This window comes from Stenotrophomonas sp. HITSZ_GD, assembly GCF_029543105.1.
Classification (GTDB): domain Bacteria; phylum Pseudomonadota; class Gammaproteobacteria; order Xanthomonadales; family Xanthomonadaceae; genus Stenotrophomonas_A.
This window is the reverse complement of sequence record NZ_JARQXB010000006.1, coordinates 38,709-64,243: the sequence shown is the minus strand read 5'-3', so window position 1 is coordinate 64,243 and position 25,535 is coordinate 38,709. Positions and strand designations below refer to the sequence as shown.

The window sequence follows — 25,535 nt, the reverse complement described above, 5'->3', positions numbered from 1 at the left end:
TTGTGATGAACCACGCTCCGGAGACGCTCGCCTCGCGGCTCACCGCCGCCCAACGCCTGCTGATCCTCATCGCCCTCTCGCTGGGCGGCTTCGCCATCGGCACCAGCGAGTTCGCCAGCATGGGCCTGATGCTGGAGATCAGCCGCGGGCTGGGCATCAGCGAGAGCCAGGTCGGGCACCTGATCAGCGCCTATGCCATCGGCGTGGTGGTGGGCGCGCCGGTGCTCGCCTTCGCCGGGGCGCGCCTGCCGCGTCGCACCCTGCTGCTCTTGCTGATGGGCTTCTATGCGGTGGGCAACCTCGGCAGTGCACTGGCGCCGAACTACGAGATCGCGCTGCTGGCGCGCTTCATCGCCGGCCTGCCGCATGGCGCGTATTTTGGCGTGGCGATGCTGGTGGCCGCCGCGATCAGCCCGCCCGAACAGCGCGGCGCGGCGGTCTCCAAGGTACTGCTGGGTTTGTCGGTCGCCATCCTGGTGGGCAACCCGCTGACGACCTGGCTGGGCCAGCACGCGAGCTGGCGCATCGCCTTCGGGCTGGTGAGCGTGCTGGCGGTGATCACGGTGGCACTGATTGCGCGCTTCCTCGCCCCAGACCCAAACGAGCCGCGCACTACCCCGATGCGCGAGCTGAAGGCGTTCAACCGCCCGCAGGTGTGGCTGGCGTTGGCGATCGGCGCGATTGGCTTTGCCGGCATGTTCTGTGTGTTCACCTATCTCTCGCCGACGCTGGTGCGCGTGACCGGCGTGTCGGAGCGCTGGATGCCGCTGGCCGTGGGCGCGTTCGGCATCGGCGCGCTGATCAGCAATTTCGCCGGCGGCTGGCTGGTGGACCGCTTCCAGTTCCGCGCGGCGGGGCTGGTGCTGGTGTGGTCGATCGCGGTGCTGCTCATCTACCCGTTGGCCGCGCACAGTTTGTGGAGCGTGCTGATCGCGGTAGTGGCCGTGGGCACGATGGGCGCGCTGGCGGTGATCCTGCAGACGCGGCTGATGGATGCGGCGGGCGAGGCGCAGACGCTGGCGGCCGCGTCGAACCATGCGGCGTTCAACACCGCCAATGCGCTTGGTCCATGGCTGGGTGGGATGGCGATCGATGCGGGATACAGCCCGTCGTCCACGGGGTATGTGGGGGCGGCCACGGCGGTGATCGGCCTGCTGCTCTGGGCGGTGGCGGTGTGGTGGGAGCGGCGCGAAGGGCGGGCGGTGTCGGATATCGCCCGCTCCTGATCCGTCGGCCCCTGCAGTGGCAAGGGCGCATTTGACCCAGGGCAAGAAGGGGTTGTCAGGAAGTTTCTTTACACAGTGACTGGTCCCGCGAGCGTTGATTGCGCGACCTTCGGCGCGAAAAGGAAGTTGATCTGGAAGCGTTGAGGTAAAGGCGACGCCTGGATGGATAGGCGATTGCGCTGACTTCACGCTACGCCGCACCGCCGAACCTTCGTACAAGTCCACTGGTCGCAGAGATAACTGGTTGGACGAATCCGCAGGGACAACACTGGAACCCCATGCCATGGCCGACCACGAAAGCTCGGCACGGGAGTGAACCCTCAACGTCGCGCGTGCTCGCGGCGATTCATTCCGCAGAGGATCCAGCCATGGCGGACATCATCATCACGGACGAGCAGCTTTCTTCTTCCGCCTATACCGACACCATCAACGTGCCGATCGAGAAGGTCGATGTCGCCGAGTGGCTGTTCAGCCTCCCCGTGGCCGGGTACCAGCGTTGCTGTCCGCCCGACCACATCTCAGCCGGCACCACCACCATCGATAATGGAAAGGGCAGGTCAATCAACGCCGAGATGATCGGCCAGACGTTGAGGGTCCAGCACTATGTCGCATCAGAGAAGAATTGGAGAATCTGCGGCGAGCAGCGGATTCCAAGGTGTCTTTCGAGTGGAAGGTAGACTTGACGCCAAACGACTGGATAAGCGCTAGAAAATTTATGGCGCTGGCGGTTGACCGGTACGGGACAAGTGCTTGGATGGAGGATTGAAAGTGAAGTCATCGATTGCATACATAACGATGGCAATGTTCCTCGGCGGGTGTGGTCTGATGGAAGCAAGGTATGTCGACGTCAGCAAAGAGGCGGGCATTCGGGAGATCGTTTCAAGTAGTCGAATGACAACCGTCGACATGCTACTTCTTGGCGTCGACTCCTACCCATCAAGTAAGAAAATTGAATCTTATGTGCTGGTCAAGTTGCCAGGTTTTGATGGGCCGGAAGTTCTTTCTAGGTCACTACTTCCTAAGGGTGCCCGGCTTCACTTCATGGGCGCGCAGCGATGCACGAATTGTTATCCACAAAGTGTGCGATTCAGCGTTAAGGTGGACGGGTTGGCAAAAGAAGAGCCTGTTTATATCGACATGTCTTCGATGTCTTTGCTTGAATAGAGTGTCCGTTAGCTTCTGATTGGGTTTGCGCATTAAATGGCATTTCATCTTATCCGCGACGCATTTAGAGTTCTTTGGTTTTCCGTAGTCAATTCGCGGCGTGCAGTGAGAATTGTCGCCAATCAGGCAGTGGGTCTTAGTCGTGAAGGTGTCGGTTCCGACCAGTTCCTCCGAGTGGTGGCCGGGGGCTTGCAACCTGGACGCTGTGGGGCCCTGCTCATAGAATTGCCGCCGGCGTTCGATCAGCACCTTCGCTGGCGTGGCTGCGGAACCATTCCCGATTTAGCAGCTCGCTCAACTTCCCGTTGAAACTTTCGACCAAGCCCTTCCGGATCCAGATGGAGGGGTCGCATCATGTGACATCTCTTCATGCACTATTGACTGTTCGAGTCTCGCAGAGTGCGCCCTCGAATACGGTTACGTGGAGATCATGGCCGATCCGCAAAGGCGGAAAGCACTACAGCTGGTGAAGGCCCTGATTAAAAGTTCACTTACTCAAGATCAACGGCCATCGAGAAGCATCCATGATCTCGCGATAGCAATGGGCGGCTAGTTCGCGGCGAGGTGCTAACTGTTCCAGGCGCTTCCGGTAGCGGTGCGGGCGGTCGTGGGATCAAGAGGCGGCGCATCGTCGCAAAGAGCTCCAGGTGCAGGTGAATCTTCGACCGTTTCTGCGGGCAGTGGACGCGCCCAGAAAGTTGTCCCTACGAGTTCTCATATAAAACGGCTAGCATGAAAAGCGGAATACATTCACTTCACGACGCCGAGATCCTCTCTGTCTCATGGAGAGGCAATGACTTGGAACTCAAAATTGTTCGGGAATCAGATGAGATTGTCCTGAGGCTGATGGAAGCCGCAATTGTGAGGCTTGCAGATTTTGGGGTGCAGAATATCGTTGAGCGCCTGTGGACTTCCGCCGGAAACGAGTGGGATGCCGACTTTTTTCGCGAACGTCTCATATGGGCCACATCTGCGGTCGACGCGCCGTCATACCTTTCCGACTCAAGGTCATCTGAAATTCTGGAGTCACTAAGGGGATCTGACCTGTTAATGGTGGGGCTGGTGCCTTCCATTGGCGCTGAGCTGCTCGCGGTATGTAAGAGGTTCGATGTAGTACCTCAGGTGAGTCGATCCAATGAGATGTAGAGTTCCGTAGAGAGCAGGTTCTCGAGCGCGGCTTCACAGTGGTGGACGTGGCCGCGTGGGACCGGAACTCACGAGTGCGCCCCATATGGCTGGGTGTAGTCGCTAAGGCGGCGACCGACGCGGCCAGTCCGGTGGCGACGAGTGATTCCGCCGAGGTGCGCCGGCTCAAGGCTGCTCCAGAGAACCATCGCTAGAAGTTCTTCATATCACTCCGCATTTTGCATCCAGCGCATAAACTCGGCTGGTGAATGCCTCAGCCACAGCCCAGTGTTCTGCGGTACGTCACTGGCCTAAACGCTGCAGCCCGCCGAGGAGCGACGTAGTGTTGCTAGTCAAGCAAACTTGACAGGTCCAGGTCCGGGCTCCATCCTGATGTAAAGCATCATTGACAGGGGCTCCGCAGTGACCGCACTCCTCTCGCGCAGCAACCGCCTGCGCGGCCTGGCCGTTATCGCCACGCTGCTCGCCGCGGCCGCCTACCTCCCGGCCCTCGGCCTGCCCCTGCGCTACCACGACTTCACCGCCGGCCTCGCCTGGGGAATGGGCGTCGCGCTGCTGCTCGTCTGCGCCCTGCATACGCTGCGGCCGCAGTGGCTGCCCGACGAGTCCGACCGCCTCCAGCAGCAGCTCTCCCGTCGTTACCTGCGCGAGGCTACGCCTGGCCTGCTGGTCTACCTCGCGCTGCTGATCCTCTCGCCCTGGCTCTCCACGCAATCGCACGGCCCGTGGCTTGTCGCCGTGGTCTGCGTGTTGCCGCTCGCGGCCATCGCCCTGCTCCTGCGCGCCGCACTGCGCTACCTGCGCGATGCCGACGAGCTCCAACGCAAGATCGAGCTCGAATCCCTGGCCATCGCCGCGCTGGTCGTCCCGCAGCTCTACTTCTCCGCCTGGGTGTTGCAGCGCTTCGGCCTCATCCACGTCGAGGCCGAACCCGCCATGTCGTGGGTCTTCGCCGGCATCCTGCTGGTGCGCCTGCTCGCCAGCCTGTGGCTGCGGCGGCGCTACCAATGAACAACCGCCTGCGCGAACTGCGCGAGGGGCAGGGCTGGTCCCAGGGCCAGCTGGCCGAGGAACTGGGTGTGTCCCGGCAGACGGTCAACGCGCTGGAAACCGGCAAGTACGATCCCAGCCTGCCGCTGGCGTTCCGCATCGCACGTCTTTTTGGTGAGGCGATCGAACGGATTTTCCTGTACGAAACATGAGATGTTGAAGTGGGGAGCGGGGGGACGGTCACATCGGCCGCGCCGCCGCGTCGTGGAACGAAGACTCAGGAAGGAAACGCAGATGTCCAAGAAGGTCAGGATCATCCTGGCGCTGGTGGTGGTCGCGGCGCTGTTCGGATACCGTCAATGGCAGGCACGCCACCCGGCGCCGGCCGCTGCCACTGCCGCCGCGCCGAACAAGGCCGCGTCCAAGCCGCGCCACGCCGTGGCCGAGGAAGCGCCGGTCACCCGCACGCGCGGCTCGCTGAAGTTCCACCCCTGCACGCTGACCTCGGCCCAGGCCGCGGGCAACGTGGAGGCGCAGTGCACGACGCTGGCCGTGCCGGAAAACCCCGCCGCGCCCAACGGTCGCAAGATCGACCTCAAGATCGCCTGGCTGGATTCCAAGAACGACGCCGCCGCCGACCTGGAACCGGTGTTCTTCATCGCCGGCGGACCGGGCCAGTCCGCCACCGAGGTGGCCAGCCTGGTCGAGGTCGCGCTGGCCGAAACCCGCAAGCAGCGCGACGTGTTCCTCATCGACCAGCGCGGCACCGGCGGTTCGCACCCGCTTGCGTGCCTCGGCCCGGACGGCAAGCCGCTCGCGCTGCCGGAGGAAGATGTCACCGACGCCGCCAAGGTGGTCGCCGACTACGCCGCCCGCTGCGCCGCCGCGCTCAAGCCCACCACCGATACGCGCTTCTACACCACCCACGAGGCCATCGGTGACCTCGACGCCGTGCGCGCCGCGCTCGATGCGCCGCGCGTGGACCTGGTCGGTGTCTCCTACGGCACCCGCGTCGCGCAGCAGTACGCCAAGCGCTATCCGCAGCATGTGCGTGCGCTGGTGATTGACGGCGTGGCGCCGAACGACCTGGTGGTCGGCGGCGAGTTCGCCACCACCTTCGAGGATGCGATCAAGCTGCAGGCCGCGCAGTGCCGGCAGGACGCCGCTTGCACCAAGCGCTTCCCCACCGACACCCACGAACAGCTGCGCAACGTGCTGGCGCGCCTGCGCGAGGCGCCGGTCGAAGTGGACTACCGCCACCCGGGCACCGGCGAGATCGCGCACGGCAAGGTCACCGCCGACACAGTGGTCGGCCTCGCGTTCGCCTTCTCCTACGCTCCGCAGACGGCCTCGCTGCTGCCGCTGGTGCTGGACGAGGCGTCGCATGGCCGCTACGAGCCGCTGATGTCGCTCGCCCAGTTGGCCAACCGCCAGTTGGGCGGGCAGATGAACCGCCTGATGCAGTGGTCGGTGATCTGCGCCGAGGACGCCGGCCGCTATAAGCCCTCGGAGGCAACCGCCTCCACGCTGCTCGGCCCGGAAGTAGCGCAGATGTTCTTCGCCGCCTGCCCGGCCTGGGCCAGTGGCACCGCGCCGGCCGACTTCACCGCGCCGCTCACCGGCAACGTGCCGGTGCTGCTGCTGTCCGGCGAGCTCGATCCGGTCACGCCGCCGCGCTACGCCGAACGCGTGCTTGCCCACCTGCCCAACGGCAAGCACGTCATCGCGCCGGGGCAGGGCCACAGCGTGATGGCGCTGGGCTGCGTGCCCAAGCTGATCGGCCAGTTCTTCGACAAGGGCGATGCGAAGTCGCTCGATGCCTCGTGCGTGCAGGATCTCAACCGCGTGCCGGCCTTCACCTCGTTCAACGGATGGGAACCCTGATGCACGCCATCGCTCACATGGAGGACGCGGCATGATCATCGCCGAAGACCTGCACAAGTCGTTCAAGACCCGCACCGGCCTGGTCAAGGCCGTGGATGGGGTCAGCTTCAGCGCCGGCGACGGCCGCATCACCGGCCTGCTCGGCCCCAACGGCGCCGGCAAGACCACTACGCTGCGCATGCTCTACACGCTGATGTCGCCCGATAGCGGCCGCGTCACCGTGGACGGTATCGACACCACGCGCGACCCCATCGCCGTGCGCCGCCGCCTCGGCGTGCTGCCGGATGCGCGGGGCGTGTACAAGCGCCTCACCGCGCGCGAGAACATCGCTTACTTCGGCCAGCTGCACGGCATGTCGGCCTCGCACATCGCCGAGCGCGTGCGCGTGCTGTCCAAGGCGCTGGACATGGACGACATCCTCGACCGCCAGACCGAAGGCTTCAGCCAGGGCCAGCGCACCAAGACCGCCATCGCCCGCGCGCTGGTGCACGACCCGCGCAACGTCATCCTCGACGAACCCACCAACGGCCTGGACGTGATGACCACGCGCGCGCTGCGCGGTTTCCTACGCCAGCTGCGCGAGGAAGGGCGCTGCGTGATCTTCTCCAGCCACATCATGCAGGAGGTGGCGGCGCTGTGCGACAGCATCGCCATCATCGCCAAGGGGACGGTGGTCGCCGCCGGCACGGCCGACGAGCTGCGCGCGCAGACCGGCGAGGACAACCTGGAGGACGCCTTCGTCAAGGCGATCGGCTCGGACGAGGGACTGCACGCATGAACCCGATGGAACCCAAGAAGCGCGGCCTGATCGCCACCGTGTGGACGGTGATGCGCAAGGAACTACGCGATATCTCCCGCGACCGCCGCACGCTGCTGCTCTCGCTGCTGCTCGCGCCGCTGCTGTACCCGGTGCTCATCCTGGGCATGAACATGCTGGCCGAGTCGCGGGTGAAGACCCAGATCGACAAGCCGCTGGAGATTCCCACCGTCAACGCGCAGGCCGCGCCGAACCTGGTGGCCTTCCTCAAGGCGCAGGGGCTCAACGCGGTGCCCGCGCCGGAGGACCTCACCGGCGCGATCCGCAGCCAGGACATCGACGTGGCGATGCGCATCAGCAACGACTACGCACAAGCCTGGCGCGAAGGCCGCCCGGCGCTGGTGGAGATCCTGCGCGACACCACGCGGCGCGATGCGGATATTCCCAGCACGCGCCTGCAGGCCGCGCTGACGGCCTACGCGCAGCAGGTCGGCGCGCTGCGCCTGCTGGCACGTGGTATCGACGCGCAGGTGGCGCGCCCGGTGGACGTGGGCATGCAGGACCTGGCGACGGCCGAAGCCAAGCGTGGCTTCTACATGTCGCTGCTGCTGCCGGTGTTGCTGATCATCACCTCGTTCCTGGGCGGCGCGTACCTGATCCTGGACGCGACCGCCGGCGAGCGCGAACGCCAGTCGTTGGAGCCGTTGCTGGCGACGCCGGCGCCGCGCAGCGCGGTGGTCAGCGGCAAGATCGCGGCCGCCTGCGTGATCGGCATGGTCTCGCTGCTGTTGACCCTGCTGGCCTTCAAGTTCAGCGCGATGTTCGCCAGCGGGGCCGCGCGGCAGCTCAACGTCAGCTTCGTGTCGATGGTGCAAATGCTGTTCGTGCTGATGCCGATGCTGTTCATCGGTACCTCGCTGCTGACCTACCTGGCGGCCGCCGCCAAGAGCATGAAGGAAGCGCAGAGCCACATGACCTGGCTGATGCTGCTGCCGATGCTGCCGGGCTACGCACTGATGGTGTATCCGCTGAAGACCCAGCTGTGGCACTTCGCGGTGCCGTTCCTGGCGCAGAACCAGATGCTGCAGAAGATCACCCGCCACGAAACGATCGACCTGCAGGTGTGGGCGGTATATCTCGGCGCGGGCTTCGGCCTGGCGGCGCTGCTGTGGTTCGCGGCGGTGCGGCGTTATCACCATGAGCGATTGGCGATCAGCGGCTGAGATCGTCGATGCGGGGAAGGGCCCGGCCAAGCGCCGGGCTTTTTCTTTGCCCTCTACAGGTCGTCGGACACGTCGGCGCGCGCGCATCGCCACCGATGGGGCCAATCACCGCTCATCCCGAACTCGAATCGTTTCCATGCAACGACCCGCTGAGCGGTTCAGCGCTGCGCAGGGCCACTTCGCGTGGGATTGACGGCGGCGCAACGAATGCGCGCGCAGGCTCGGCGCACACCCAGACCTGCGGAGGGCAGGATGAAACGCAACCCGATGATCCCGGCGCTTGGCGCCCTGTTGATGCTTCCGGCGCTGGCCATGGCGGGCGACAAGGCCGCCAAGATGGACAAGATGGACGCCAACCACGACGGCACGGTCACCAGTGCCGAACACGCCGCCGGTGCGCAGCAGATGTTCACCGCCATGGATGCCAACAAGGATGGCTACGTCACTGCCGCCGAGATGGACGCCCATTGGGCCGCCAAGGGCAAAGAGGGGCAGGCCGACAAGATGAAGCTGTCTTCGGCCGACAAGATCAAGGAGATCGATACCGACGGCGATGGCCGCATTTCCGCCGCCGAACACGCCGCCGGCTCGGCCAAGATGTTCGCCAGGATGGATACCGATGGCGACGGCAAGCTCACCGCGGCCGAGTTGCAGGCCGGCCACGACAAGGCGATGAAGCAGGCCTCCAACGGCATGTAACGCGCGCTTCCATCGCCGAACCCAGGCACGGGGCCGGGCATCGCCGATGCCCGGCCTTATGTGGTCTCACAGCCCGATGTCGTAATGCTCCACGCGCCCCACCGCGTCGATCGCGGCACGCACGTCCGCCCGCGTCTTCAAGGCCTTCGCGCGTGGCTCCAGCGGCGCGAAGGCGGGTAGCGGCTCCGGTTCGGGCTGGTCCTGCAGGTCGAACAGCATGTCGCCGCGTCGCAGCGGCGAAGCCAGTTCGTCACGCACGAACGCCGCTGCTTCGTCTTGCGCGTCGATCAACAGCAGGCAAGAGAGCCAGACACGCGGCGCGTCGGCGCGGTGCGCGCGCAAGTAGTCCAACGCCTGTCGGGCCGCTGGCTCATCGTGCATTTGCCGCGCGGCCAGCAGATGAAGCATGTGCTTGACCATCTCCCCATAGGGCGAGGTCTGGCCGAGCTCGCCAATGGCCGCCAAGGCCTCCTGCGGGTGCTCCAGGCCCACGAGCATCTCGCCCAGGTTCAAGGCCTGGCTGACATTGCGCTGCCCCAGCTCGGGCATCTGCCGCAGGCGTTGGCGCAGGGCCAGGGCCTCGTCGCTGCGGCCCAGCCGGCGCAGCGCCTCGACCCGGTTCTCCATCAGCCACAGGAACTGGTCCATGTGCGTATACGGGCCCTGCGCGTTCTGGGCTTGCGCGGCGTCCACCACCGCGCTCACCTGTTCGCTCATGCGTAGCACTTCCTCGTACTGGCCGAGCGAGAGCATCGTGGCGGCCAGGTTCACCAGCACGCTCATGTCGTCCGGATCGAGCAGGTTGGCCACGCGCAACGCGTCCTGTTGCTGCTGCACGGCGCGGCGCACGTTCCAGCGCGGCGCCGCGCGGTCCACCCAGGGGTCGAAGCGGCGGTCGGCGCGCAGGCGCACCATGCCGTCGGCGCTGTCGATGCGCGCCAGCGTGGCGGGTACCGCGTCGCGGTCGCCGGCCTCGTATTGCAGTACGGCCAGCTCGTACCACTCGGCGGTGGGCGCGCTGCCGCCGACGGTCCAGCGCGCGTCGAACAGCGCCTGCAGCAGGGCACGGCGGCCCTCGCCCTCGGGTGGCGCGTCGCGCAGGAATGCGTAGATGACGCCGGTATCCAGTTCCGGCAAGGTCTTCGGCGAGGCGCCGACATGCCGGGCCAGGTGGGCGGCGGCGAGTTCCCGGTCGCCGTTTTGGTGGTCGACCACGGCGCGCATGTACCAGAGCTCGGCCATCGAGGGCTCGATGACGCTGGCGCGCTCCAGCAACGCGCGCGCCTGCGCCACGCGTTGCAGGCCCAGCGCGCTCCAGCCGGCCACGGCCAGCGCGGCGGCCTGCTGCGGCGGGTCGAGGGTGTCGAAACGCGGATCGGCGATCATGCCCTCCAGCTTCGCCTGGCCTTCGGCGTTGGGCGCGCCGTCCAACGTACGCGCTACCGCCTGCAGCTGCGCGGCGAAGTCCTCGCTCGGGGCGGGGCGGGCGAAGGCGGGTGCGAAGAGCAGCAACAGCAGCGGCAGGATCTGCCAGCGGTACACACGCATCGATGTCCTTCCGATGGAGCCCGATCCGCTCGCGCGGCCATGGGCCAGTGGCGAAAAAAAGGCCCGGGAAGATCCCGGGCCCCGGTGGGTCGTGGGCTTGCTCAGGTGCCCGGGCTGAAGGACAGCGTGCGGCGGGTGGTCACCGGCGCGGCGACGGGCTCGAACTTCCAGCGCTTGGTGGCGTTGAGTGCCTCGCGGTCGAACACGCGGGCCGGGTTGGCGCGCAGCACGCGCGAGCTGGTCACCGAACCGTCGGTGCCGACAGTGATCTCCACCAGCACTTCGCCCGAGGTGCCGGCGCGCAGGGCTTCCGGCGGATAGCGCGGGGCCGGGGTGCTGATCGGGCGCAGCGTGGCGGCAGCCGACGCGGCGGCGGTCGGCGAGGGCGCCGCCGGCTTCGGTGCGGCCGCGGCGGCGGCGCGCTGGTCGGCTTCGCGCTTGGCGGCGGCCTGGCGTTCGGCCTCGGCGGCCTGTGCGCGGGCGCTTTCCTGCTGCGCGGCGATCTGGCGCGCGGCCTCGGCTTCCTTGGCCTGCTGGTCGGCCTGCTTCTTCTGCTCGACCAGCTGCTGGGCCTTCTCATCGGCCTGCTTCTTGAGCTTCTCGGTTTCCTGCGCGGTGCGCGTGGCCGCGTTCTGCATGCCGTTGGTGACGCCGGCCTTCAGGCGCGGCAGCGCCGGGGCCTTGTCGTCCACTTTCTCGATCAACGCGATCAGGCGCTGGGCTTCCGGGAAGTCCTCGCGGTTGATGCTCTGCTCGGCGGCGATCAGGGTGTAGGGCGTCAGGTCGGTCAGCGCGCTCTTCACCGTGGCGTCCTGCGGCTGCTTGTCACGCAGGGCCAGGTAGTACTCGACGGCGTTGTTGCCGGTCGGGGCGTACATGCGGTTCTCGCGCAGCGCCAGCGAGGCGGCTTCGCGCAGCTGGTCCACCGACATCGCCTGCACCTGCGCCGACACGGCGGTTTCCGGCGTGGTGGCCGGCGCCGCGGCCGGGGGAGTGTTCGCCGGTGCCGGGGTCGCCGTGCCACCGGCGGCGGGCGTGGCGGCGGCCGGCTGGGCCTCTTCCTTCTTGGAGCAGGCGGCCAGGGCCACCAGCAGCAGCACCGGCACGGCCAGGCGTGCCGCTCGACGCGAACTCAGATCCAACATGTGTCCCCCTTGACCCCGGAAATCTGGTGAATGTTGCGGAGCCGTCCCCCTCCCTCCCGAAGGTGGCGGCCAAGTCCGCAATCTAGCATTGCCTGTATGCCAACGGGCAAGCGGTGCGCCCGGTCAATGTGTGACCGGGCGCACGGGCGGCACGGCTTTAGTGGCCGTGAGGGCCCGGATGGGCGGCGGCGCCGTGCGGGCCGGCGTTGGACATCAACCGGTCCGTCCACGCGATGCCGATCGCCGAGAGGATGAACACGCAGTGGATGATCGTCTGCCACATCACGCCGTCGGCGGTGAGCGCCGAGCAGTTGGCCTCGCCGATCTGCGAGGCGGCCACGTTGATCTTGTCGGCCGCGCACAGCGGGATGCCGCCCAGCGCGCCGGCGGCGATGAAGGTCTTGAGCAGGTGGATGGAGGAGATGCCGATGATCGCCATCGCCAGCTTCACCTTCAGCACTGAGGCGTTGACGTGGCTCAGCCACTCCGGCTGGTCCGGGTGGCCTTCCAGGCGCAGGCGCGAGACGAAGGTCTCGTAGCCGCCGACGATCACCATCACCAGCAGGTTGGAGATCATCACCACGTCGATCAGGCCGAGCACGATCAGCATGATCTGCTGCTCGCCCAGGCTGGGCGCCTCGTGGATCAGGTGCCACAGCTCCTTGCCGAACAGGAACACGTACACGCCCTGGGCCAGGATCAGCCCCAGGTACAGCGGCAGCTGCAGCCAGCGCGAGGCGAAGATCAGGGAGGGCACGGGGCTGAGGCGGGGCGAAGGCGACATGCGGGGAACAGCTCGTATCAGGGGAGCGGCGAGGGTAACGGGCCCCATGCGGCCCTGCCAAGCGGGGGTGGACGCTACACTGCGCCCTCACCTTCGCCGGAGCCCGCCATGATCGACTTCCACTACTGGCCCACCCCGAACGGGCACAAGATCACCCTGTTCCTGGAAGAGGCGGGGCTGGCCTACACGGTCAAGCCGGTCAATATCGGGGCCGGCGACCAGTTCAAGCCCGATTACCTGGCCATTTCCCCGAACAACAAGATGCCGGCCATCGTCGACCACGCCCCGGCCGACGGCGGTGCGCCGATCAGCGTGTTCGAATCCGGCGCCATCCTGCTCTACCTGGCCAACAAGACCGGGCGCTTCTTCGGCAGCGACGTGCGGCAGAAGGTGGCGGTCAACCAGTGGCTGATGTGGCAGATGGGCGGCCTGGGCCCGATGAGCGGCCAATACGGCCACTTCACCGTGTATGCCCCGGAGAAGATTGCCTACGCCATCGACCGCTACACGCGCGAGGTGCAGCGCCTGCTCGGCGTGCTGGACCACCAGCTGGCGTCGCACGCCTTCGTTGCCGGCGAGGAATACAGCATCGCCGACATGGCCATCTACCCGTGGATCAACGCCTACGACAAGGCCCCGCTGGACATGGCGCCTTACCCGAACGTGCAGCGCTGGCACGCGGCCATCGCCGCGCGCCCGGCGACCGCCCGGGCCTATGCGCTCAAGGAGCAGGTCAACCCGAACGCCGGCAAGCCGCTCACCGAGGAAGAGCGCAAGCACCTGTTCGGGCAGAAGTGATCGCCCACCTGTGATGCGCCCCGCCAAGCGCGGCTGATGCCGTGAACTGAGGCGCCCTGGGCCGCGGGCTGACGCCGCGCCTGGAGAAGCCGAAAAGCCGCTACCTCCGAGAAACCCCTTCCATGCGCCATCTGTTCGCCTCGCTCGCCCTCATGCTCGCTGCCGCTACCCCTGCCGTCCACGCCGAAAAGCTCACCTTGCAGGCCATCACCGGCCCGCTGCCCCTGTCCGGCCCGACCCTGATGAAGCCGCAGGTCGCCCCGGACGGCTCGCGCGTCACCTTCCTGCGCGGCAAGAACAACGACCGCAACCAGCTGGACCTGTGGGAGTACGACATCGCCAGCGGCCAGACCCGCCTGCTGGTCGATTCCAAGGTGGTGCTGCCCGGCGGCGAGCAGCTCAGCGACGAGGAGAAGGCGCGCCGCGAGCGCCAGCGCATCGCCGCCTTCGCCGGCATCGTCGATTACCAGTGGTCGCCCGATGCGCGCGCGCTGCTGTTCCCGCTCGGCGGCGAGCTCTACCTGTACGACCTGGGCAAGCAGGGCGCGGCGGCGGTGCGCCAGCTCACCCATGGCGAAGGCTTCGCCACCGACCCGAAGATCTCGCCCGAAGGCGGCTACGTCAGCTTCGTGCGCGAGCGCAACCTGTGGGTGATCGACCTGGCCAGCGGCAAGCAGGTGCAGCTCACCCGGGACGGCAGCGAGACCATCGGCAACGGCGTGGCCGAATTCGTCGCCGACGAAGAGATGGACCGCCATACCGGCTACTGGTGGGCGCCGGATGATTCGGCGATCGCCTTCGCGCGCATCGACGAATCCACCGTGCCGGTGCAGAAGCGCTACGAGGTCTACGCCGACCATACCGACGTGGTCGCCCAGCGCTACCCGCAGGCCGGCCAGCCGAATGCACGCGTGCAGCTCGGCACGATCGCCCCGAAGGCCGGCGCCAAGCCGCGCTGGGTGGACCTGGGCAAGGACCCGGACATCTACCTGGCCCGCGTGGACTGGCGCGACCCGCAGCGCCTGACCTTCCAGCGCCAGTCGCGCGACCAGAAGCTGCTGGAACTGGTGGAGGACACCCTGGCCACCGGCCGCCAGCGCGTGCTCGCCCGCGAAACCAGCGCCACCTGGGTGCCGCTGCACGACAGCCTGCGCTTCCTGAAGGATGGCCGCTTCGTGTGGGCGTCCGAGCGCAGCGGCTTCGAGCACCTGTACCTGGCATCGGAGGACGGCGCGTCGATGACCGCGCTGACCTCGGGCGAATGGATCGTCGATGACGTGCTGGCCGTGGATGAAGCCGCCGGCCGGGTGTACTTCGCCGGCACCCGGGATTCGCCGTTGCAGAAGAACGTGTACGCGGTGCCCTTGGCGGGCGGGGCAATCGAGCGCTTGTCGAAGGTGGACGGCACCCATGCGGCCATCTTCGCGCGCAATGCCAGCGTCTATGTCGACAACTGGTCCAACACGGCCACGCCGCCGCAGATCGAGTTGTACCGGGCCAACGGCGAGAAGATCGCCACGCTGCTGAAGAACGACCTGGCCGATCCGCAGCATCCCTACGCCAAGTACCGCGACGCGCAGCGCCCGGTCGAATTCGGCACCCTGACCGCGGCCGATGGCCGCACCGAGCTGCACTACAGCCTGATCAAGCCGGAGCACTTCGATGCGAAGAAGCGCTACCCGGTGATGGTGTTCGTCTACGGCGGCCCGGCGGCGCAAACCGTGACCGACGCCTGGGCCGCCAAGGGCGACGCGCTGTTCAACCAGTATCTGGCCCAGCAGGGCTACGTGGTGTTCTCGCTGGACAACCGCGGCACGCCGCGCCGCGGCCGCGATTTCGGAGGCGCGCTGTATGGCGTGCAGGGCACCGTGGAGGTGGACGACCAGCTGCGCGGCGTGGCCTGGCTGAAGTCCCAGCCGTGGGTGGATGCCAAGCGCATCGGCGTGCAGGGCTGGTCCAACGGCGGCTACATGACGCTGATGCTGCTCGCCAAGCACAGCGAGGCCTATGCCTGCGGCGTGGCCGGCGCGCCGGTCACCGACTGGGCGCTCTATGACACGCACTACACCGAGCGCTACATGAACCTGCCCGCCGCCAACGAGGCCGGCTACCGGGAAGCGCGCATCGCCAGCCACCTCGATGGCCTGACCGCCAAGCTGCTGCTGATCCACGGCATGGCCGACGACAACGTGCTGTTCACCAACGCCACCTCGTTGATGAGCGAGCTGCAGAAGCGTGGCACACCCTTCGAGCTGATGACCTACCCGGGCGCCAAGCACGGGTTGTCGGGCAGCAACGCGCTGCACCGCTACAAGACAGCCGAAGCCTTCATCGACCGCTGCCTGAAATGAGCAAGGGGCTGCCCCGCCGCACGGCGGGCAGCCGGGTACGCGGGGCCCTAGCGCCGCGTGCGCACGTACAGGCGCTTGGCCAGGTACAGCAGGTGCCCGCCGAAGCCGCGATCCTGCGCCTGCAGCAGGCGTGAATTCTCCGCGTAGAGATCGCGCAGGCGCTGGTCGCGCTGGCCGACGATCTGTTGCAGCACCGCCATGTCTGTCGCACTGAGGGTGTGGCCGGCCTGCAGGTGCGCCGGGATGCCCGCATCGACGTAATGCGTGGTGTGCCGCCCGGCCACTTCCTCCGCCGGCCGCTCGCGGCTGTAGAAGTACAGCGCCACCGAGCGCCGGCTCAACGTGCGCTTGTCTTCCGGCAGCACGATCGGGTCGAACGCATGCCAGCTATGCTCGGTGGTCTCGAAGATCACGCAGCGGTTGAAGGCCGGCACCACGCGCACTTGCGGCGCGGGGTCGTGGTAGGGGTCGCGGTACAGCTCCAGGTTGCCGCCCCATGCCTGTTCCCATTCCGGGTTGAGGTAGACGATGAGGTTCAGGCGGCGGTGCCAGCGCTCGCTGGGGTGGTAGTTGAAGTCGATGTGCGCGCTCAGTGCCTGGCCGTGGCGGTTCTCGTGCGTGCCGCCGCCCAGGTAGAACGGGTCGTAGAGCAGTTCCTCGATGCCGGTGAGCTGGCCGACCCACTGCAGGAACGCCGGCGACTGGATGCCGTCGTCCAGCGCGCTCCACGCCCCGCCCAGCCCACGGATGCGTTCGAGCACCGACTTGTTGCCCTGGCGTCCGTCATCGCCCACCGAGTTGCCGCGCTCGAAGCCCGGGAAGGTCTCCAGCAGCGCCTGCGCCACGTCCGGGGCCAGGAAATTGTCGATCACCACGTGGCGGAACGGCTGCGCGGCGGCGAATTCGGCCTGCCAGCGGGCGCGTTGCGCGGCGACGTCGGGGTGGAGGAGGGGCGGCAGCGGTGAGGTCATCCGTGATCGGACCGATGTGGGAGAACGCGGATTTTCGCCCACTTCATGCGCCCAAGGCCACGACGCGGCCCCGCCATCGCGGCAAGTCCCGCAGCGTGGGCCCGCGAACCGCCACGCCGGCGGCACCTCGGCCGCGACCCGCGCCACCCCGGAAGGGCGCATGACCTTCGGGAGATTGCCGCCCACCGCGCCCCCGCGTAGCGTGCGCTCATCCTCGTTCAAGGAACCGCCCGATGAAGCCGCTCGTCCTTGCTGTCTCGCTGGCGCTGCTCGCGCCCCTGCCGTACGCCGTCCAGGCCGCGCCGGCCAAGTCCGCCACGCCCGCCGCCCCGGCGTGGGTGGCGCGCAGCAATGCCTTCACGCAGATCCTGCTCGATGCGCAGGGCCCCTACCAGCCGGAGCTGGTCAGCTTCTTCGGCGTGCCGGGTTACGACGACAAGGTCGCCGACCTCGGGCCGGACCACGACGCCCGCTACCGCGCCGCCCTGGCCAAGGTGCGCACCGAGCTGCAAGGCAAGCTGGCCGTGGAGAAGGACAACAACGTGCGCCAGGACCTGGCGATCCTGATCCATGCCATCGACCAGGAAATCGAAGGCAGCGAGCTCAACGAGCGTTACCTGCTGCCGTGGGCCGACGTGCCGCAGGCGGTGTTCAGCGGCATCAACAACCTGCTCTCCGACCAGACCCCCGCGGCGCGGCGCGCCAACGCGCTGGCACGCCTGAAGGCCTACACCGGCCTGGCGCCCGGCAGCACCGCGATGACCGACCTGGCCAAGGCGCGCTATACCGAACGCCTGTCCAACCCGCAGCTGCTGCAGCCGACCAAGCGCGAGGTGGAGCAGGCGTTGGCGAACGTGGACACCTACATCGAAGGCATCCGCGACCTGTTCGGCAAGTACAAGATCGCCGGCGCCGACGAAGCACTGAAGGCCACCGCCAGCCAGCTGCAGGCCTACGCCGAGTGGACGCGCAGCGAAGTGCTGCCCAAGGCGCGCGAGGACGCACGCCTGCCCGCGCCGCTGTATGCCTTCCAGCTCAAGCAGGTGGGCATCGGCGTGGAGCCGCAGGCGCTGATGGACCGCGCGCAGGTGGAGTTCATGGAAACCCGCTCTGCGATGCGCCAGCTCGCCCCGCTGGTGGCCAAGGCCAAGGGCCTGCCGGAAGGCGGCGACTATGTGGACGTGATCCGCGCGCTGAAGGGCAACAAGATCGCCGACGACCAGTTGGAGCACTACTACCGCGGCGTGATCGACCAGATCGATCCGATCATTCGCAAGCAAGGCATCGTCGACGTGCCGCAGCGCCCGATGCAGATGCGCCTGGGCTCGCCGGCCGAGAGCGCCGCCCAGCCCGCGCCGCACTTCCTGCCCGCGCCGCTGGTGGGCAACACCGGCCAGCAGGGACAGTTCGTGCTGCCGCTGGGCAACCCGCAGGCCGATGGCGGCAAGAAGGAGCAGTACGACGACTTCAACTTCGGTTCGGCGGCGTGGACGCTGAGCGCGCACGAAGGCCGCCCGGGCCACGAGCTGCAGTTCACCGCCATGGTGGAGCGCGGCGTGTCGCTGGCGCGCAGCATGTACGCCTTCAACTCGGTCAACGTCGAAGGTTGGGCGCTGTACGCCGAGGCGGAAATGGTGCCCTACGAGCCGCTGGACGGGCAGTTGATCGCGCTGCAGTTCCGCCTGCTGCGCGCCGCGCGCGCGATGCTCGACCCGATGCTCAACCTGGGCCTGATCGACCGCGAGCGGGCGCGCCTGGTGCTGGAGAACGACGTGGGCCTGTCGCCGGCCATGGCCCGCCAGGAGCTGGACCGCTACATGGTGCGCGCGCCCGGCCAGGCCGGCAGCTACTTCTACGGCTACAGCCGCATCCTGGAACTGCGCATGCGCACCGAGCTGGCGCTGGGGCCGAAGTTCGACCGCCTGAAGTTCAACAACTTCCTGCTCGACCAGGGCCTGCTGCCGCCGGACCAGCTGGCCAAGGCGGTGGAAGAGGTGTTCATCCCCGCCCAGCTGGGCAAGGCGCCGGCCGCCAAGCCGGCTGCGAAGCAGGGCTGAGCCCACCCGGCACGAAGAAGGGCGCCGTGCGAACGGCGCCCTTTTTTCATACGGGTACGGCAGGGTTTACCGCGCCGGCGGCGGGTTCTGCATCGGTACCGGCTGGGCGGGGGTGCCGGGCGGCACGTAGATCGCCACGCCCGCCGCGCTCTTCTGCTGCGTAGGGATGCCGATGCCCACGCCGCCGCCCACGTGCGAGCCCCACGAGCCGGCGCCCACCGATACCGAGGCCGGCGAGCGCCCATTGGCGCCGACGCCGACGATCACGATGCCGTTGGCGCCCAGTTTGGCCGCCTCCTGCTTGAGCCGCACGAGCGCTGCATCGGTCTGGCCCTGCGTGCCGAAACCGACCGCGCTGGTCGCCTCGACCTGGGCAATCTCCACCGCGCCGGGCGGCGTGGTCGAATACACCTGCACCACGGCCGGGTCCACCGGCGGGCGCGGGCTGCCGAGCATCACTTTGGAGGAGCTGGCGCAGCCGGCCAGCGCGAGGGCAAGGCAGGCGGCGGCGATGGTGGTCTTCATGGCGTTTCCCTCTCTCGTTGGGCGGATCATCCCGCCCCCGGACTGAATCGTGCCGGACTTGCGCCGCCCCCGCAGCCTGCAACCGGCACCGTGATGGGCACGGCAAGGCCGGGTCTTCGGTGGGTCAACTTATGGCCTGGGCCTGAAGCGCTCAGCCACGCTATGGTGCGGCCATGACCTGCATGGAAGGAGCATGAGATGGGATTGATCAGCCTGCTTTGGGGCGTCGTGGCGATCGTGTGGATGATCATCGCCTTCATCCCGCTGCTGGGGTGGGGCAACTGGTTCGTGATTCCGTTCGCCGGCCTGGGCGCGATCATCGCGGCCATCGGCATCCTGTTCACCGCGCCGGGCAACCGCGGCCGCGCCAAGACCGGCCTGTTGCTCAATGCCGTGGTGATCGTGGTGGGCATGCTGCGCCTGGGCCTGGGCGGCGGCATCGTCTGACACCGCATGCGGCACGGCGCTGGAACGCGCCGTGCCGCGCCCTGCGACCGGCGGTCGCAGCGGGGGTGGCCGGGCCGGGCGTAGAATGACGCCTCCCTTCCGCCATCGACGCCTTCGCCCGTGCTACGCGCACGCTGGCGGCCTCCCCGATGATCCTGCGTCCGCGCCCCCACGGCTGGCAGCTGCTGTACATCATCCGCGGTTCGATCCTGCCCGCCATCGCGCCCAAGGTGCTGGCGATCGTGCTGCTCTCGGTGGCGGTGTGCGCCTTCGCCGAGGCCTACCACCCGTTCGCAGCCAGCGCGTTGTCCATCGCGCCCTTCAGCCTGTTCGGGCTGGTGTTGTCGATCTTCCTGAGCTTCCGCAACAACGCCTGCCACGACCGCTGGTGGGAGGCGCGCAAGCTGTGGGGGCAATTGATCGTCGAATCGCGCACGCTGGCACGGCAATGCCAAGTGTTCTGGCCCGACGATGCCACGCTGCGGCGCCGGCTGGTGTACCTGGCCATCGGTTTTTCGGCCACGCTGGCCGCCAAGCTGCGCGGCCGCGACACCCGGCAGGCCGCGCACCCCTGGCTGCAGGCAGACGATGCCGCCCGCCTGGGCGAACGCCTCAACGTGCCCGACCAATTGCTCGGCCTGATGGGCGACGCGCTCGGCCAGGCGCGGCGCGCCGGCAGCATCGATTCGATCCAGTACGGCCTCATCGAAGCCCGCGTCACCGCGATGACGGGCATCCAGGCCGCGTGCGAGCGCATCGCCTCCACGCCCCTGCCGTTCGCTTACACCCTGCTGCTGCATCGCGGTGCATGGATCTTCTGCGTGATGCTGCCGTTCGGCCTGGCCGGCTCGCTGGGCTGGTTCACGCCGCTGGTGTCTGCGGTGCTGGCCTACGCGTTCTTCGGCCTGGACCACCTCGGCGACGAACTCGAAGAGCCCTTCGGCCTGGCGCCCAACGACCTGCCGCTGGATGCACTGGTGCGCGGCATCGAGATCGACCTGCGCGACGCGCTGGGCGAGCGCCCGCTGCCCGAGCCGCTGCAGCCGCGCGATTACGTCCTGCAATGAACTTCGATATCCGCTAGAGGAACCGTCCATGGCCCATCCCCATTACCGCCCCCGCCGCATGCGTCGCGACGAGTTCTCGCGCCGCCTGATGCGCGAAAACACGCTGACCACCGACGACCTGATCTACCCGGTGTTCGTGCACGAACTGGACGGCCGCGCGCCGATCGCCTCGATGCCGGGCGTGGAGCGGCTGTCCATCGACGAGCTGTTGCGCGTGGGCGAGCAGGCGCTGGAGCTGGGCATCCCGGTGTTGGACCTGTTCCCGGTGATCGACCCGCGCGGCAAGAGCCTGGACGCGGCCGAGGCCTGGAACCCCGATGGCCTGGCGCAGCGGGCGATCCGCGCGCTGAAATCGCGCTTCCCCGAGCTGGGCGTGATGACCGACGTGGCGCTGGACCCGTACACCACGCATGGCCAGGACGGCATCATCGACGAGGTGGGCTACGTGCTCAACGACATCACCGTCGAGGCGCTGGTGAAGCAGTCGCTGTCGCACGCCGAGGCGGGCGCGGATGTCATTTCTCCCTCCGACATGATGGACGGGCGCATCGGGGCGATCCGCCGCGCGTTGGATGACGGCCAGCACACCAACGTGCGCATCATGGCGTATTCGGCCAAGTACGCCTCCGCGTTCTACGGGCCGTTCCGCGATGCGGTGGGCAGCGCCGGCAACCTCGGCAAGGCCGACAAGAAGACCTACCAGATGGACCCGGCCAACGGCGACGAGGCCTTGCGCGAAATCGCGCTGGACCTGGAAGAGGGCGCGGACATGGTGATGGTCAAGCCGGGCATGCCGTACCTGGACATCGTGCGCCGGGTGAAGGAGGAGTTCCGCGTGCCGGTGTTCGCCTACCAGGTAAGCGGCGAGTACGCGATGCTCAAGGCGGCCGCGGCGAACGGCTGGCTGGACGAGCGCAAGTGCGTGCTCGAAGCGATGATCGGCTTCAAGCGCGCCGGCGCCGACGGCGTGCTGACCTATTTCGCGCCCGACATCGCGCGCTGGCTGCGCGAGGGCTGAAGCCCCTCGCTTTACCGCGCCGCTCCCCCAATGCGGCGCGCCGGCTGTCCGCGCACCCGGGCGGAACCGCCGCTTCCAGACCGGCGCGCCAACCGCGACCGCCGTCTCGGCTCCTGGGACGGCGTGCCGGCACACTCTGGCCTTCGCGGGCTTTGCCCGCCGTTGTCTCCTAAGCGTTCCCACGACCGCCCTACCAGGAGCATGCCGCCATGGCCAAGGCCGCCGCCAAGAAGACCCCCTGGACGCCGCCGTACTACCCCATCATCTACGTGCGCGGGTATGCGATGACCCGCAACGAGATGGACCAGACCAGCGCCGATCCGTTCTGCGGCTTCAATCTCGGCTCCACCGTCTACCGCGCCGTGGCCGACCGCGAGCGCGCGCCGCGCAAGTACGTGTTCGAGTCGCCGGTGGTGCGGCTGATGTCCGAGTTCGACTACAGCGACGTCTACGAGGACGGCCAGGACATCCTCGACCCGGGCTGGGAATCCAGTGCCGACGGCCAGCCCACCGGCAACCAGCTCGGCTCGCGCTCGGTGGTGATCCACCGCTATTACGACCCGGCCTCGTCGCTGTTCGGCGGCGGCAAGACGCCGAGCATCGAGGAATCGGCGCAGCGGCTGTCGCAGCTGATCGCGCGTGTGCGCGAGCTGATCTGCGCCAACCCCGCCAACCAGGTGAAGCCGGCGGACTTCCGTTGCTACCTCGTCGCCCACTCGATGGGCGGCCTGGTCAGCCGCGCCTTCCTGCAAAACCCGGCACTCGATGTCGCCGGCACTCGGCCATGCGTGGACAAGCTGTTCACCTACGCCACGCCGCACAACGGCATCGATGTCGCCGGCGGCAACGTGCCCAGCTGGCTCACCGCCTTTGACATCGCCAACTTCGACCGCGACAAGCGCATGCCGCAGTACCTCGCCCTGGGCGACCTGCCGAAGAAGAACGGCGGCCGCGTGGACCTGCTGCCCGAAGCGCTGTTTCCCTCGCGCCGCGTGTTCTGCATGGTCGGCACCAATCGCGCCGACTACGACGCGGCGGCGGGCCTCTCGCGCACCTTCGTCGGCAACGGCAGCGATGGCCTGGTGAAGATCGAGAACGCCACCCTGCAAGGCGTGAACCCGGATGGCACGCTGGGCGACTACGCCGCGCGGGCCTACGCCTACCGCTCGCACTCGGGCTTCTACGGCATCGTCAACAGCGAAGAGGCGTTCCAGAACCTGGCGCGCTTCCTGTTCGGCGACGTGCGCGTGGACGTGTGGATGCAGCTGGACGAAATCCGCCTGCCGGATAAGGTGCAGCAAGCGCAGGACCAGGGGCGCGAGGTCGATGCGTTGTACCAGGTCGAAATGCTCGCCGCGCCGCGCGGGAAGCTGTGGTACCTCACCCGCCGCGTGGCCGAGGAGGATTCGGTCGCCTGCGTGCGCCATGCGACCTGGAAGAAGGAGGTGCCGCACTACCTGTCCTCGATCTTCCTCGCCAATGCGGCCAAGGTGGACGACAGCGACCGCTCGCTGTCCTACGGCATGACGCTGGGCATCCGCGTGCCGGACTACGAGATCGAGCGCAAGCTGTGGATCAACCAGCACTACGAGGGCGGCTATTTGTTCCGCAATTCGATCGTGCTGTCGATGGTGCCGCCGCTGCGCGCCGGCGCGGCGTGGAAGGTGCGCTATGCCTGGCAGGATGCCGGCGTCAGCAGCCCCACGCAGGACGTGGACGTATCGGCCGAGCAGCTGCGCCAGCGCGCGGTGAACATCGACATCCCGTTCGAGAGTTTCAGCATCGGTGCGCACGGCGAGCGCATCCCGACCCGGCCGGGCGTCAAGGGCCGGCTGCAATTCCGCATCTCGGCCTGGAACGCGTGACCGCGATCGGCTTCACATCCCGCTAGCGTCGTCTGGCCGTAACCTCGCTCGGCCGGTGCGCGCGGGGCAAGCGGCCGGCGATTTTCGAACCTCGCATGGATTTGGCGAATGAGCAGGCATTACTTCGTGGGCAGCGGCATCGCGTCGCTGGCGGGCGCCGCTTTCCTGATCCGGGATGCGGGCGTGCCGGGCCAGGACATCGTCGTATTCGAGGCGAGCCCGGGTTTTGGCGGCGCGCTGGATGCACGCGGCAGCGCGGCCACCGGCTACCACATGTGCGGCAGCCGAATGTTCGCCGGGCAGGACGCCTGCACGTTCGATCTGATGGAGTCCATTCCCTCGGTCAGCAACCCGCATATCTCGGTGAACGAGGAGAGGCGGCGCGCGTCGGCCGGTCGCGGTGCCACGCGGCTGCGCTTGGTGGCGCCGCGCGGGCAGGCGGCCAAGGCGTGGGCCACCGGCCTGAGCGAACGCCATCGCGATGGCCTGGTGCAGCTGCTGCGCGCACCGGAGTCGGCGCTGCTGGGGCAGCGCATCGTCGACTGCTTCGACGAGGATTTCTTCTCTACCGCCTTCTGGCTGGAATGGTCCACGCCGTTCGCGCTGCGCCGCTGGCACAGCGCGGCGGAGTGGCGGCGCTACCTGCGCCGGCATACCGGCCACCTCGGTGCGCATGCGGACGCGGACGACATCCACCGCACGCGCTTCAGCCCCTACGAAAGCCTGGCGTTGCCGTTGCAGCGCTGGCTCGCCGCGCAGGGCGTGCGCTTCCAGATGCGCGCGTTGGTGGCCGACGTGGGGGTGGCCGACGATCCGCACGCGCTGCAGGTCACCGCGCTGCACCTGATCGAGGACGGCCTGGCGCGCCGACATGACCTGGAGGACGGCGACCGGGTGTTCATCACCCTCGGTTCGATGGCGGCCGACACCACCTTCGGCTCGATGATCGAGCCGGCGCCGCTGTCGCCCGGCCACGCGCCGGCCACCGATGCGTGGGCCTTGTGGCGGCGGCTGGCGCTGCAGCGCCCTGGCCTGGGCAACCCGCAGGCCTTCAGTGGCAGCGTCAACGATTCGCAGTGGACCTCGTTCACCGTCACCACCGACGACCCGAGCTTCCTCGCGCTGCTGGCCCGTTTCCGCGACAACGTGGGCCGGCAAGGCGAGCTGATCCGCTTCAATGGCTCGGGATGGCTGCTGACGCTGGCACTGTACCCGCAGCCGTTCTTCGTCGAGCAGCCCGACAGCGTGTCGGTGTGGTGGGGCTATGGGCTCGCGCACGACCGCCCGGGCGATCTGGTGCGCAAGCCGATGCGCGAGTGCACCGGCGCGGAGATCCTGGAAGAAGTGCTGTTCCAGCTGCAGAGCCCGGAGCGCGAGCGCGAGAACCTGCTGGCCGCGTCGAACTGCATCCCCTGCACGATGCCCTACGTCACCAGCCCGTTCATGCCGCGCGCCGCCGGCGACCGTCCCCCGCCCGTGCCGGCGGGTTCGCGCAACCTGGCCTTCCTGGGCCAGTACGTGGAGCTGGCCGAGGAGACCGCACTGACTATCGAATACTCCGTGCGCAGCGCGCAGGCCGCGGTGTACGCGCTGCTGGGGGTGGACCGTCCACTGCCGGCGGTGCGCGTGGACGACGACGTGCCGGAGGCGATGGTCGAGCGCCTGGTCAACGCCGCGCAGTGGACACCGTCGTGAGCCGCGCGCACCGTCAACCCGGCTGACATGGGCATGCCGGCGCGGGCCGCATCGCCCGCGTGACCGCGGTCTTGGGCACGGCGGTGGCACGCCGGGCGGATCATTCGCGCGATCGGGCGGTTCGCGGCGAAAGCCGCCTCGCCACCGCGCCCGGCTTGCTAGCCTTCGCGCCCCT

At 67.9% G+C, this 25,535-nt stretch carries 22 protein-coding genes and 1 pseudogene; 17 read left to right on the top strand and 6 right to left on the bottom strand.

Going from position 1 to position 25,535, the window contains the following annotated elements; all coding sequences use genetic code 11:
• Window positions 1-5 precede the first annotated feature (5 nt).
• The 3 genes from P6166_RS08095 (at window position 6) to P6166_RS08085 (ending at window position 2,390) form a co-directional block, all read left to right on the top strand.
• The gene (locus P6166_RS08095; RefSeq protein ID WP_277763965.1) at window positions 6-1,226 is read left to right on the top strand and encodes an MFS transporter; all 1,221 of its coding nucleotides are present in this window, start codon (window positions 6-8) and stop codon (window positions 1,224-1,226) included.
• Window positions 1,227-1,594: 368 nt separating this feature from the next.
• Entirely contained in the window at window positions 1,595-1,903 is a 309-nt protein-coding gene (locus tag P6166_RS08090) for a hypothetical protein (RefSeq protein WP_277763964.1), read from the top strand.
• Between the two features lie 118 nt (window positions 1,904-2,021).
• On the top strand, window positions 2,022-2,390 hold the full coding sequence (locus tag P6166_RS08085) for a hypothetical protein (RefSeq protein ID WP_277763963.1): 369 nt from the start codon (window positions 2,022-2,024) through the stop codon (window positions 2,388-2,390).
• A gap of 122 nt (window positions 2,391-2,512) precedes the next feature.
• Here the strand turns inward: P6166_RS08085 and P6166_RS08080 are convergent.
• Window positions 2,513-2,751: pseudogene (locus P6166_RS08080) on the bottom strand (hypothetical protein); the annotation flags it as partial.
• 1,187 nt (window positions 2,752-3,938) lie between these two features.
• On the opposite strand from P6166_RS08080, the gene P6166_RS08075 reads away from it, so the two are divergent.
• From P6166_RS08075 to P6166_RS08050, 6 genes are all read left to right on the top strand, one after another.
• A complete protein-coding gene (locus P6166_RS08075) occupies window positions 3,939-4,547 on the top strand; it encodes a hypothetical protein (protein WP_277763962.1) in 609 nt (202 codons plus the stop codon).
• Entirely contained in the window at window positions 4,544-4,738 is a 195-nt protein-coding gene (locus P6166_RS08070) for a helix-turn-helix transcriptional regulator (protein WP_277763961.1), read from the top strand. Before P6166_RS08075 ends, P6166_RS08070 begins: the two co-directional genes overlap by 4 nt.
• A gap of 82 nt (window positions 4,739-4,820) precedes the next feature.
• Complete coding sequence (locus tag P6166_RS08065; RefSeq protein WP_277763960.1) at window positions 4,821-6,410, top strand: alpha/beta hydrolase; 1,590 nt, start codon at window positions 4,821-4,823, stop codon at window positions 6,408-6,410.
• A gap of 31 nt (window positions 6,411-6,441) precedes the next feature.
• Window positions 6,442-7,188 (top strand): ATP-binding cassette domain-containing protein, encoded by a 747-nt coding sequence (locus P6166_RS08060; protein WP_277763959.1) that lies wholly within the window; start codon window positions 6,442-6,444, stop codon window positions 7,186-7,188.
• 5 nt (window positions 7,189-7,193) lie between these two features.
• The gene (locus P6166_RS08055) at window positions 7,194-8,390 is read left to right on the top strand and encodes an ABC transporter permease (RefSeq protein WP_277764065.1); all 1,197 of its coding nucleotides are present in this window, start codon (window positions 7,194-7,196) and stop codon (window positions 8,388-8,390) included.
• A 252-nt stretch (window positions 8,391-8,642) separates the two neighbouring features.
• Entirely contained in the window at window positions 8,643-9,089 is a 447-nt protein-coding gene (locus P6166_RS08050; RefSeq protein WP_277763958.1) for an EF-hand domain-containing protein, read from the top strand.
• A 66-nt stretch (window positions 9,090-9,155) separates the two neighbouring features.
• Here the strand turns inward: P6166_RS08050 and P6166_RS08045 are convergent, their stop codons facing one another.
• The 3 genes from P6166_RS08045 to P6166_RS08035 all read right to left on the bottom strand — a co-directional run bounded on the left by P6166_RS08045 (window position 9,156) and on the right by P6166_RS08035 (window position 12,566).
• The gene (locus tag P6166_RS08045; RefSeq protein ID WP_277763957.1) at window positions 9,156-10,637 is read right to left on the bottom strand and encodes a hypothetical protein; all 1,482 of its coding nucleotides are present in this window, start codon (window positions 10,635-10,637) and stop codon (window positions 9,156-9,158) included.
• A gap of 101 nt (window positions 10,638-10,738) precedes the next feature.
• On the bottom strand, window positions 10,739-11,782 hold the full coding sequence (locus tag P6166_RS08040) for an energy transducer TonB (protein WP_277763956.1): 1,044 nt from the start codon (window positions 11,780-11,782) through the stop codon (window positions 10,739-10,741).
• A gap of 157 nt (window positions 11,783-11,939) precedes the next feature.
• Window positions 11,940-12,566 carry a TIGR00645 family protein gene (locus tag P6166_RS08035; RefSeq protein WP_277763955.1) on the bottom strand — a complete coding sequence of 209 codons (627 nt, stop codon included), beginning with the start codon at window positions 12,564-12,566 and terminating at the stop codon, window positions 11,940-11,942.
• Window positions 12,567-12,674: 108 nt separating this feature from the next.
• Here P6166_RS08035 and P6166_RS08030 point away from each other — a divergent pair, with 108 nt between their 5' ends.
• Together P6166_RS08030 and P6166_RS08025 are read left to right on the top strand one after the other, a co-directional pair.
• Window positions 12,675-13,364, top strand: coding sequence for a glutathione binding-like protein (locus P6166_RS08030; RefSeq protein WP_277763954.1), 690 nt, complete (start codon window positions 12,675-12,677; stop codon window positions 13,362-13,364).
• A 122-nt stretch (window positions 13,365-13,486) separates the two neighbouring features.
• A complete protein-coding gene (locus tag P6166_RS08025; RefSeq protein ID WP_277763953.1) occupies window positions 13,487-15,715 on the top strand; it encodes a S9 family peptidase in 2,229 nt (742 codons plus the stop codon).
• A gap of 47 nt (window positions 15,716-15,762) precedes the next feature.
• Here the strand turns inward: P6166_RS08025 and P6166_RS08020 are convergent, their stop codons facing one another.
• Window positions 15,763-16,686: a 2OG-Fe(II) oxygenase gene (locus P6166_RS08020; protein ID WP_277763952.1), complete on the bottom strand. Its 924-nt coding sequence runs from the start codon at window positions 16,684-16,686 to the stop codon at window positions 15,763-15,765.
• Window positions 16,687-16,919: 233 nt separating this feature from the next.
• Here P6166_RS08020 and P6166_RS08015 point away from each other — a divergent pair, with 233 nt between their 5' ends.
• The gene (locus P6166_RS08015; protein WP_277763951.1) at window positions 16,920-18,743 is read left to right on the top strand and encodes a DUF885 domain-containing protein; all 1,824 of its coding nucleotides are present in this window, start codon (window positions 16,920-16,922) and stop codon (window positions 18,741-18,743) included.
• A 66-nt stretch (window positions 18,744-18,809) separates the two neighbouring features.
• Here the strand turns inward: P6166_RS08015 and P6166_RS08010 are convergent, their stop codons facing one another.
• Entirely contained in the window at window positions 18,810-19,268 is a 459-nt protein-coding gene (locus tag P6166_RS08010; protein ID WP_277763950.1) for a hypothetical protein, read from the bottom strand.
• A gap of 198 nt (window positions 19,269-19,466) precedes the next feature.
• Here P6166_RS08010 and P6166_RS08005 point away from each other — a divergent pair, with 198 nt between their 5' ends.
• The 5 genes from P6166_RS08005 (at window position 19,467) to P6166_RS07985 (ending at window position 25,360) form a co-directional block, all read left to right on the top strand.
• The gene (locus tag P6166_RS08005) at window positions 19,467-19,715 is read left to right on the top strand and encodes a hypothetical protein (RefSeq protein WP_277763949.1); all 249 of its coding nucleotides are present in this window, start codon (window positions 19,467-19,469) and stop codon (window positions 19,713-19,715) included.
• 149 nt (window positions 19,716-19,864) lie between these two features.
• Entirely contained in the window at window positions 19,865-20,782 is a 918-nt protein-coding gene (locus P6166_RS08000; RefSeq protein WP_277763948.1) for a bestrophin family ion channel, read from the top strand.
• Between the two features lie 28 nt (window positions 20,783-20,810).
• The gene (hemB, locus tag P6166_RS07995) at window positions 20,811-21,800 is read left to right on the top strand and encodes a porphobilinogen synthase (RefSeq protein WP_277763947.1); all 990 of its coding nucleotides are present in this window, start codon (window positions 20,811-20,813) and stop codon (window positions 21,798-21,800) included.
• Between the two features lie 209 nt (window positions 21,801-22,009).
• Window positions 22,010-23,665, top strand: coding sequence for a hypothetical protein (locus P6166_RS07990; RefSeq protein WP_277763946.1), 1,656 nt, complete (start codon window positions 22,010-22,012; stop codon window positions 23,663-23,665).
• 108 nt (window positions 23,666-23,773) lie between these two features.
• Complete coding sequence (locus tag P6166_RS07985; RefSeq protein ID WP_277763945.1) at window positions 23,774-25,360, top strand: oleate hydratase; 1,587 nt, start codon at window positions 23,774-23,776, stop codon at window positions 25,358-25,360.
• Window positions 25,361-25,535 lie beyond the last annotated feature (175 nt).